This is a genomic window from Paraburkholderia bannensis NBRC 103871 (assembly GCF_000685015.1).
Taxonomy (GTDB): domain Bacteria; phylum Pseudomonadota; class Gammaproteobacteria; order Burkholderiales; family Burkholderiaceae; genus Paraburkholderia; species Paraburkholderia bannensis.
Genome location: NZ_BAYA01000098.1, coordinates 1 through 753, shown reverse-complemented (window position 1 = coordinate 753; position 753 = coordinate 1). Strand labels below are relative to the sequence as shown.

The window sequence follows — 753 nt, the reverse complement described above, 5'->3', positions numbered from 1 at the left end:
AGAAGGTGTTATGCACTTTTGTTAAGGGCTGCAAAGTGGACGAGCATAAGCACGGAGAATACGACGAAATGCAAGCCAGCCAATGTTTCGGGCAATCGCTCGTAATCTCTTGCCAGACGTCGGAAGCGGTTGAGCCAGCCGAAGCTGCGCTCGACCACCCAGCGGCGCGGCAACAGCACGAACCCCTTTTTAGCCTCCGCAAGTTTGATTACTTGAAGCTCGATTCCTTCGTCAAGTGCTGCCTGCGCAGGCTCCTCGCCCGTATATCCCTGATCGGCGAACGCCACCTTGACCGTCTGGCCCGTCGCCTCCTGAACCTGACGCGCCAGTTCTCCGACCTGTGCTCGCTCCTGTTCGTTGGCCGGCGTCACATGCACCGCAAGCAGTTGTCCCAATGTGTCCACCGCCATATGTACTTTGCTGCCTTTCTTGCGTTTGTACCCGTCGTAGCCCGCGCGTGGACCGCTCTCGCACGTCGACTGCAGGGTACGGCCATCAAGGATGACTGCACTGGGCTGACCTCGGCGATCCTGTGCCACCCGGATAATCGAACGCAGGTCGTTGACAATCGCCTCGAAACAGCCTGCCTGAATCCAGCGTTGCGTCTGCTGGTAGACCGCCTCCCACGGAGGAAAGTCATTGGGCAGCAGGCGCCAGGGCGCACCCGCGCGGACAATCCAGCGCAAAGCGTTGAACATCTCGCGCAATTCGTAGCGACGCTGAGGCGCGTCCTTGTTCATCAAGGTCAGGTAC

The 753-nt window shown here is 59.2% G+C and carries 1 protein-coding gene; it reads right to left on the bottom strand.

Annotation, left to right across the window (positions count from 1 at the left end; all coding sequences use genetic code 11):
• Positions 1-8: 8 nt before the first annotated feature.
• On the bottom strand, positions 9-753 hold a 745-nt coding region (locus tag BBA01S_RS39460), incomplete at its 5' end, for an IS5 family transposase (protein ID WP_027821172.1).